Source organism: Buttiauxella cochleicola (genome assembly GCF_021282435.1).
Classification (GTDB): Bacteria; Pseudomonadota; Gammaproteobacteria; order Enterobacterales; family Enterobacteriaceae; genus Buttiauxella; species Buttiauxella massiliensis.
On sequence record NZ_JAJSOT010000015.1, the window covers coordinates 19,230 to 28,158 of the forward strand.

The window sequence follows — 8,929 nt, forward strand, 5'->3', positions numbered from 1 at the left end:
CAGAGACGTCCGGTGTGACCCGGACATCCTGTAACCAGTACAGCAGATACGAGTGATTACTCGCCTTCCAGCTCGATGTTAATACCCAGCGAACGGATTTCTTTCAACAGTACGTTGAAGGATTCCGGCATGCCTGGTTCCATCTGATGGTTACCATCCACGATGTTTTTATACATCTTGGTACGGCCATTAACGTCATCAGACTTAACAGTCAGCATTTCTTGCAAGGTATAAGCAGCACCGTATGCTTCCAGTGCCCACACTTCCATCTCACCGAAGCGTTGACCACCGAACTGAGCTTTACCACCCAACGGCTGCTGAGTAACAAGGCTGTAAGAACCGGTAGAACGCGCATGCATTTTGTCATCAACCAAGTGGTTCAGTTTCAGCATGTACATGTAACCTACGGTTACTGGACGCTCAAACTGCTCACCGCTACGGCCATCAAACAGAGTGATCTGACCGGAAGTCGGCAGGCCACCCAGTTGCAACAGCTCTTTGATTTCCGACTCTTTTGCACCGTCGAATACCGGAGTAGCAATCGGCATACCTTTTTTCAGGTTCTCAGCCAGACGCAGAACTTCATCGTCGGTGAAGGTGTTCAAGTCAACTTTCTGACGAACATCTGAACCCAGGTCGTATGCTTTCTGGATAAATTCGCGCAGCTTGGAAACTTCTTCGTGCTTCTTCAGCATAGCGTTGATTTTCTCGCCGATGCCTTTAGCAGCCATACCCAAGTGGGTTTCCAGAATCTGACCGATGTTCATACGAGATGGTACGCCCAGCGGGTTCAGTACGATGTCTACCGGCGTGCCGTTTTCATCGTAAGGCATATCTTCGATCGGGTTGATCTTGGAGATAACACCTTTGTTCCCGTGACGACCTGCCATCTTGTCACCAGGTTGGATCTGACGTTTAACGGCCAGATACACTTTAACGATTTTCAGCACGCCAGGTGCCAGGTCATCGCCCTGAGTGATTTTGCGGCGCTTAGCTTCAAGTTTCTTCTCAAACTCGTGCTTCAGCTCGTCGTACTGCTCTGCCAGCTGTTCGAGCTGGTTTTGCTTCTCTTCGTCAGTCAGACCCAGTTCCAACCAGCGATCGCGTGGCAATTTGTCGAGCTTCTCAGCTTCAACACCGCCAGCAACCAGCACAGCATGGATACGAGCAAACAAACCAGCTTCAAAGATTTGCAGTTCTTCAGTCAGGTCTTTCTTCGCCTGCTTCAGTTGCATTTCTTCGATTTCCAGCGCGCGCTTGTCTTTTTCCACGCCATCGCGGGTAAAGACTTGCACATCGATGATGGTGCCGGAAACACCGTTTGGTACGCGCAGAGAAGAGTCTTTAACGTCAGACGCTTTCTCACCGAAGATTGCACGCAGCAGTTTCTCTTCTGGAGTCAGCTGGGTTTCACCTTTAGGCGTTACCTTACCAACCAGAATGTCACCACCGGTCACTTCAGCACCGATATAAACGATACCGGATTCATCCAGTTTGGAGAGAGCTGCTTCACCCACGTTAGGGATGTCTGCAGTGATCTCTTCAGGCCCAAGCTTAGTGTCACGAGACACACATGCCAGTTCCTGGATGTGAATAGTTGTGAAACGGTCTTCCTGAACAACACGCTCGGATACGAGGATGGAGTCTTCGAAGTTGTAACCGTTCCACGGCATGAACGCTACGCGCATGTTCTGGCCAAGAGCCAGTTCACCGAGGTCAGTAGACGGACCGTCTGCCAACACATCGCCACGTTCAACAGGTTCGCCCAGAGAAACACATGGCATCTGGTTGATGCAGGTGTTCTGGTTCGAACGGGTGTATTTGGTCAGGTTGTAGATGTCGATACCAGCTTCACCAGCCAGCATTTCGTCTTCGTTAACTTTGATAACGATACGAGACGCATCAACGTACTGAACAGTACCGCCACGTTTAGCAACCGCAGTAACACCGGAGTCAACGGCAACAGCACGTTCCATGCCAGTACCAACCAACGGCTTATCAGCACGCAGAGTTGGAACGGCCTGACGTTGCATGTTCGCACCCATCAATGCACGGTTGGCGTCATCGTGTTCCAGGAACGGGATCAGGGACGCACCGACGGAAACTACCTGTTGGGTAGAAACGTCCATGTAGTCAACCTGGTCGTTGCTGAACAAGCTGGATTCGCCTTTGCTACGGCAAGTTACCAGGTCGTCTACGAAACGGCCTTCTTCGTCCAGATTGGTGTTAGCCTGAGCGATAACGTAGTTACCTTCTTCAATTGCAGAAAGGTAATGGATTTCGTCAGTTACAACACCTTCAACAACGCGACGATACGGAGTTTCTAAGAAACCGTATTCGTTAGTCTGTGCATAAACAGACAGGGAGTTGATCAGACCGATGTTCGGACCTTCAGGAGTTTCGATTGGACATACACGACCGTAGTGGGTTGGGTGTACGTCACGTACTTCGAAGCCTGCACGCTCACGGGTCAAACCACCCGGGCCAAGTGCGGAGATACGACGCTTGTGCGTAATCTCAGACAACGGGTTGTTCTGGTCCATGAACTGAGACAGCTGGCTGGAACCGAAGAACTCTTTGACCGCAGCAGAGATAGGCTTGGCGTTGATCATATCCTGAGGCATCAGGGTATCGAGGTCGCCCAAAGACAGACGCTCTTTAACCGCACGCTCTACACGTACCAGGCCAACGCGGAATTGGTTTTCCGCCATTTCGCCTACGGAACGGATACGACGGTTGCCGAGGTGGTCGATATCATCCACTTCGCCCTGACCGTTACGAATACCGATCAGCTTACGCATAACCTGGATGATGTCGTCTTTGCTCAGGATGCCTGAACCTTCGATTTCATCACGCAGCAGAGAACGGTTGAACTTCATACGACCAACCGCAGACAAGTCATAGCGGTCTTCAGAGAAGAACAGGTTCTCGAACAGGTTTTCAGCTGCTTCGCGAGTTGGTGGCTCGCCAGGACGCATCATGCGATAGATTTCAACCAGCGCGCTCAGGCGATCGCTGGTTGGGTCGACACGGATGGTCTCAGAAATGTATGCACCGTGATCCAGGTCGTTGGTAAACAGCGTTTCGATACGCTTATGACCACACTGGCTCAGTTTAGCTAACAGATCCAAAGACAGTTCCATGTTCGCCGGGCAAATCAGTTCGCCAGTCGATGCATCAACGTAGTCTTTAGCCGCGACTTTACCAGCAATGTATTCAACCGGAACTTCGATAAGCTTGATATCGTCTTTTTCCAGCTGACGAATATGGCGCGCAGTAATACGGCGGCCTTTTTCGACATAGATCTTGCCGTCAGCTTCGATGTCAAAGGATGCAGTCTCACCACGAAGGCGTTCTGGCACCAATTCCATCTGCAGCTTGTTGTCACGGATTTCGAAATTAACTTTCTCAAAGAACAGATCAAGAATCTGCTCAGTGGTGAACTGTAACGCACGCAGAATAATGGTCGCTGGTAATTTACGGCGACGGTCAATACGTACGAACAAGTTGTCTTTCGGGTCGAATTCGAAATCCAGCCAGGAACCACGGTAAGGGATGATACGTGCGTTATACAGCACCTTCCCAGAAGAGTGGGTTTTACCTTTGTCACTATCAAAGAACACACCTGGGCTACGGTGTAACTGAGAAACGATAACGCGCTCAGTACCGTTAATAACGAAGGTGCCGTTATCTGTCATGAGTGGAATTTCACCCATGTAAACTTCTTGTTCTTTAATATCTTTAACGGTGCCTTCCGGCGCTTCACGCTCGTAGATCACCAGACGCAGTTTAACGCGCAGGGGAGCGGAATACGTCACGCCGCGGATCTGACATTCTTTAACGTCAAATACCGGCTCACCCAGACGATAGCTCACATATTGCAGCTCAGAGTTACCGCTGTAGCTTGCAATAGGGAACACGGAACGGAAAGCTGCTTCCAGACCGTACTGGCCTTCAGGATCTTGCTCGATAAACTTCTGGAACGAGTCAAGCTGGATAGAAAGGAGATAAGGAATGTCCAAAACTTGTGGACGTTTTCCAAAATCCTTACGAATACGTTTTTTCTCGGTATAGGAGTAAACCATTAGGGTTCCTCAGCTCGCTGACAAGTCGACCCATCTGCCCGACAAGGGGACAGTTTGTGCAACACTATTTTGTGGACCGGAAAGTGGAACACTCTCCGCAATACCTGTTTCTATCACTCTTAAACCATTTCGCCACGCTTTACCCCGGAACTCCCGGTGTAGAAAGTCGTAGTATATTAAGGCGTAGATAGAGACAAACATTGAAAGGAAACCAGCAGTCAAACAGTGTGAAACGCTACTGGTACCCTACAGCGCAAAAAGGCTGGTGACTAAAAAGTCACCAGCCATCAGCCTAATTTCTCAGGCTGCAACCGGAAAGGTTGGCTTATTTAACTTCAACTTCAGCGCCAGCTTCTTCCAGAGTTTTCTTCAGAGATTCTGCGTCATCTTTGCTCACGCCTTCTTTCAGCGCAGCTGGAGCGGATTCAACCAGGTCTTTAGCTTCTTTCAAGCCCAGGCCAGTTGCGCTACGTACTGCTTTGATAACGGCAACTTTGTTAGCGCCAGCAGCTTTCAGAATAACGTCGAACTCAGTTTTCTCTTCTACAGCTTCAGCAGCAGCAGCAGGGCCTGCAACAGCAGCAGCAGCGGAAACACCGAATTTTTCTTCCATTGCAGAAATCAGTTCAACAATGTCCATTACAGACATAGCGGATACTGCTTCAATGATTTGATCTTTAGTGATAGACATAACAATTGTTCCTGAAAATCAGAATAAGTTTATACGTAAGCAAATGCGTTAGAAAGGAAAGCGCTATTAAGCAGCTTCTTTCTGATCGCGTACAGCAGCCAGAGTGCGAACCAATTTGCCTGCGGAGGCTTCTTTCATGGTTGCCATCAAGCGTGCGATTGCTTCTTCGTAAGTTGGCAGAGTTGCCAGGCGATCGATCTGGGCCGCCGGGATCAGCTCACCTTCAAAGGCTGCAGCTTTAACCTCGAATTTTGCATTCGCTTTAGCGAATTCCTTGAACAGACGAGCAGCTGCGCCCGGGTGTTCCATAGAATATGCAATCAAGGTTGGACCAACAAACGTGTCTTTCAGGCACTCAAACTGAGTACCTTCAACAACGCGGCGCAGCAAGGTGTTACGAACAACACGCATGTAAACGCCAGCTTCACGACCTGCTTTACGCAGTTCAGTCATTTTACCTACGGTCACGCCACGGGAATCCGCAACAACCGCAGACAGCGCACCTTTGGCTACTTCGCTGACTTCAGCAACAATCGCTTGTTTGTCTTGAAGATTTAAAGCCATTAGCTTTGCTCCTGGATATTAGCCGGGGTTTCCCCCGGAACTCACTTCATTCATTACCAAAACGATAATGAACGTCGACATACGGTGAGCAGAAACAAGCCAAAGACTATCAAAAATATTCTTCAGGTTCTGTCACCGTCTACGCAGGCAATTAAGTCTCTTGCGAAACACCTGCGGTCTTGGACGGAGGCCTGGATAAGGCCAGGCTCCAACCGAAAATTCTTTGTGCCCTGCATTGCAAGGCAACGGGCGTAAGATTTTAGACTAATCTTTCGCCCGCGTAAAGCAGTGAATCTTAGTTCACTACTGCGCTCAGACCAGATTGGTCGACCGCAACACCTGCACCCATAGTGGTAGACAGGCTAACTTTCTTAATGAAAACGCCTTTAGCTTGAGATGGTTTAGCTTTTTTCAGCGCAACCAGCAGAGCTTCCAGGTTTTCTTTCAGTTTGTCAGTGTCAAAATCCACTTTACCGATGGTGGTGTGAATGATGCCGTTTTTGTCGTTACGGTAACGAACCTGACCAGCTTTAGCGTTCTTAACCGCTTCAGCAACGTTAGGAGTTACAGTACCAACTTTCGGGTTAGGCATCAGGCCACGTGGACCCAGAACCTGGCCCAGTTGGCCAACAACGCGCATTGCATCTGGAGATGCGATAACAACGTCAAAGTTCATTTCGCCTTTTTTGATCTGGTCAGCCAGATCTTCCATACCTACCAGCTCAGCGCCAGCAGCTTTAGCTGCTTCAGCGTTAGGGCCTTGGGCAAATACGGCTACGCGAACTGAACGGCCAGTACCGTGCGGCAGTACAGTTGCACCACGTACGTTCTGGTCAGATTTACGAGCGTCAATGCCGAGGTTTACAGCAACGTCAACGCTTTCTACGAATTTCGCAGTGGCCAGCTCTTTGAGCAGAGCAACGGCTTCGTTGATGTCATACTGTTTAGTTGCATCAACTTTGTCACGGATCACGCGCATGCGCTTGGTCAGTTTAGCCATTTCTTAATCCTCCACTACCAGGCCCATGGAACGAGCAGTACCTTCGATGGAGCGAGTCATCGCTTCAACGTCAGAACCAGTCATGTCCGCAGCTTTGGTTTCTGCGATTTCACGCACCTGAGCACGGGTCACTTTACCCACTTTGTCTTTGTTCGGCTTACCGGAACCAGACTTGATACCTGCAGCTTTCTTCAACAGAACAGCAGCCGGTGGAGTTTTAGTAACGAAAGTGAAAGAACGGTCAGCATAAACGGTAATAACAACCGGAATTGGCAGACCTTTCTCCATGGATTCAGTTTTGGCGTTAAACGCTTTACAGAATTCCATGATGTTAACACCTTGCTGACCCAGAGCTGGACCAACTGGTGGACTTGGGTTCGCCATACCAGCTGCAACTTGCAACTTGACGTAGGCTTGTACTTTCTTAGCCATCTTAATTTCCTCTAGTGGGTTATAGCGCCTTAAACAATGAAGGCTCCCCGTGAATAATTCGTTCTACGCGCACAAGACGCATAAAAACAAAAGGCGCGAAATTGTATTCCAATCTCGCGCCCTGTGCAACGATTAATCGCTGCTTTTATATCCGTCATACTTCAAGTTGCATGTGCGTTGGCTTTCTTCGCTCACCCCAGTCACTTACTCAAGTAAGCTCCTGGAGATTCACTGCGTCGCCGCCTTCCTGCAACTCGAATTATTTTGGGTATAACCTAATTACTAGGCTTTCTCTACTTGAGCAAAATCAAGCTCAACCGGTGTAGCACGACCGAAGATAGATACAGAAACCTTCAAGCGGCTCTTTTCGTAATCTACTTCTTCAACTACACCGTTAAAGTCAGCAAATGGACCATCGCTGACACGTACCATCTCGCCTGGTTCAAACAGCGTTTTCGGACGCGGCTTATCACCAACCTGCTGCAGGCGGTTCATAATCGCATCAACTTCTTTGTCACTGATTGGCGCAGGACGGTCAGAAGTACCGCCAATGAAACCCATCACGCGCGGAACGCTACGCACTAAGTGCCAGCTCGCGTCATTCATAACCATCTGGACCAGAACATAGCCCGGGAAGAATTTACGTTCGCTTTTGCGACGTTGGCCACCACGGATTTCGACCACTTCTTCGGTCGGGACCATGACTTCACCAAACAACTCTTCCATGTTGTGCAATTTGATATGCTCACGCAGCGATGTTGCTACGCGGCCTTCAAAACCGGAAAACGCCTGAACGACGTACCAGCGCATTTTAGGGGCTTCAGACATCTCAGAACCTCAGGCCAGTAATAAAAGAAACCAGGCGGACGAGAATACCATCCAGCCCCCACAGAATCAGTGACATTACAGCTGTAACTGCTGCCACGATTAAGGTGGTGTGTAAAGTCTCCTGGCGAGTTGGCCAAATCACTTTACGAACTTCGGTTCTCGCTTCGCGGGCGAAAGCCACTGTTGCTTTGCCTTTCGTCGTTAACAGCGCGACACCACCCGCTGCAGCAATCAGAACAACCACTGCCAGGGCACGCAGAGGCAGAGATACATCACGATAAATGTAGTTGCCCACGATCGCCGCAATCAGCAGAGCAGCAACTGCCAGCCACTTCATCGCTTCCAGGCCGCGCCCGCTTCCTTGAGCTTCGGTATTCGCACTCATAAACCAACCCGTCACAATAATTCAGACAAACATTTTTGCCCCGCATACGCGAGGCAAAACCAGACCGAATGGCTCTTTTCAGGCACTATTCGGTATAACGCTATCTTCAGAGCCTGTCTCAGCAATGATTATGAGTAAAAAATCACTGATGAGCCAGGTTCTGGACAGAGAGCGTGCAAAAAGGGCATCAAATGATGCCCTTTTCATGCGTGTTGCGTCAAATGTTATCAGCGATTAAGCGATAACTTTAGCAACAACGCCCGCGCCTACAGTACGGCCGCCTTCACGGATTGCGAAACGCAGACCGTCGTCCATCGCGATTGGGTGGATCAGGGTAACAACCATTTTGATGTTGTCGCCCGGCATTACCATCTCAACGCCTTCTGGCAGTTCGATGGTGCCAGTCACGTCAGTTGTACGGAAGTAGAACTGTGGACGGTAGCCTTTGAAGAACGGAGTATGACGGCCGCCTTCGTCTTTGGACAGGATATAAACTTCTGACTCGAACTGAGTATGTGGCTTGATAGAGCCTGGCTTAGCCAGTACCTGACCACGTTCGATATCTTCACGTTTAATACCACGCAGAAGAACACCAACGTTCTCACCAGCACGGCCTTCGTCCAGCAGTTTGCGGAACATTTCAACGCCGGTACAGGTTGATTTCACGGTATCTTTGATACCAACGATTTCAACTTCTTCACCAACTTTAACGATACCGCGCTCTACACGACCGGTAACAACAGTACCACGGCCGGAGATGGAGAATACGTCTTCGATTGGCAGCAGGAACGGCTTGTCGATAGCACGTTCTGGTTCTGGGATATAGGTATCCAGGTAGCCAGCCAGTTCGATGATTTTAGCTTCGTAATCCGCGTCGCCTTCCAGTGCTTTCAGCGCTGAACCACGTACGATTGGAGTATCGTCGCCTGGGAAGTCGTACATAG

At 49.6% G+C, this 8,929-nt stretch carries 8 protein-coding genes; all 8 read right to left on the minus strand.

The window, feature by feature from the left end:
• Positions 1 to 56: 56 nt before the first annotated feature.
• Positions 57 to 4,085 (minus strand): DNA-directed RNA polymerase subunit beta, encoded by a 4,029-nt coding sequence (rpoB, locus tag LVQ77_RS21745; protein WP_151996064.1) that lies wholly within the window; start codon positions 4,083 to 4,085, stop codon positions 57 to 59.
• Between the two features lie 325 nt (positions 4,086 to 4,410).
• The gene (gene rplL / locus LVQ77_RS21750) at positions 4,411 to 4,776 is read right to left on the minus strand and encodes a 50S ribosomal protein L7/L12 (RefSeq protein ID WP_064515273.1); all 366 of its coding nucleotides are present in this window, start codon (positions 4,774 to 4,776) and stop codon (positions 4,411 to 4,413) included.
• A 66-nt stretch (positions 4,777 to 4,842) separates the two neighbouring features.
• Positions 4,843 to 5,340: a 50S ribosomal protein L10 gene (gene rplJ, locus LVQ77_RS21755; RefSeq protein WP_034461803.1), complete on the minus strand. Its 498-nt coding sequence runs from the start codon at positions 5,338 to 5,340 to the stop codon at positions 4,843 to 4,845.
• 295 nt (positions 5,341 to 5,635) lie between these two features.
• A complete protein-coding gene (rplA, locus tag LVQ77_RS21760) occupies positions 5,636 to 6,340 on the minus strand; it encodes a 50S ribosomal protein L1 (protein ID WP_034461804.1) in 705 nt (234 codons plus the stop codon).
• A gap of 3 nt (positions 6,341 to 6,343) precedes the next feature.
• Positions 6,344 to 6,772 carry a 50S ribosomal protein L11 gene (rplK, locus tag LVQ77_RS21765; protein ID WP_120066378.1) on the minus strand — a complete coding sequence of 143 codons (429 nt, stop codon included), beginning with the start codon at positions 6,770 to 6,772 and terminating at the stop codon, positions 6,344 to 6,346.
• 282 nt (positions 6,773 to 7,054) lie between these two features.
• Entirely contained in the window at positions 7,055 to 7,600 is a 546-nt protein-coding gene (gene nusG / locus LVQ77_RS21770) for a transcription termination/antitermination protein NusG (protein ID WP_034461806.1), read from the minus strand.
• Position 7,601: 1 nt separating this feature from the next.
• On the minus strand, positions 7,602 to 7,985 hold the full coding sequence (gene secE / locus LVQ77_RS21775; protein ID WP_151996063.1) for a preprotein translocase subunit SecE: 384 nt from the start codon (positions 7,983 to 7,985) through the stop codon (positions 7,602 to 7,604).
• Between the two features lie 234 nt (positions 7,986 to 8,219).
• The coding region (locus LVQ77_RS21780; protein WP_255666925.1) for an EF-Tu C-terminal domain-related protein at positions 8,220 to 8,929 on the minus strand (710 nt) is incomplete at its 5' end.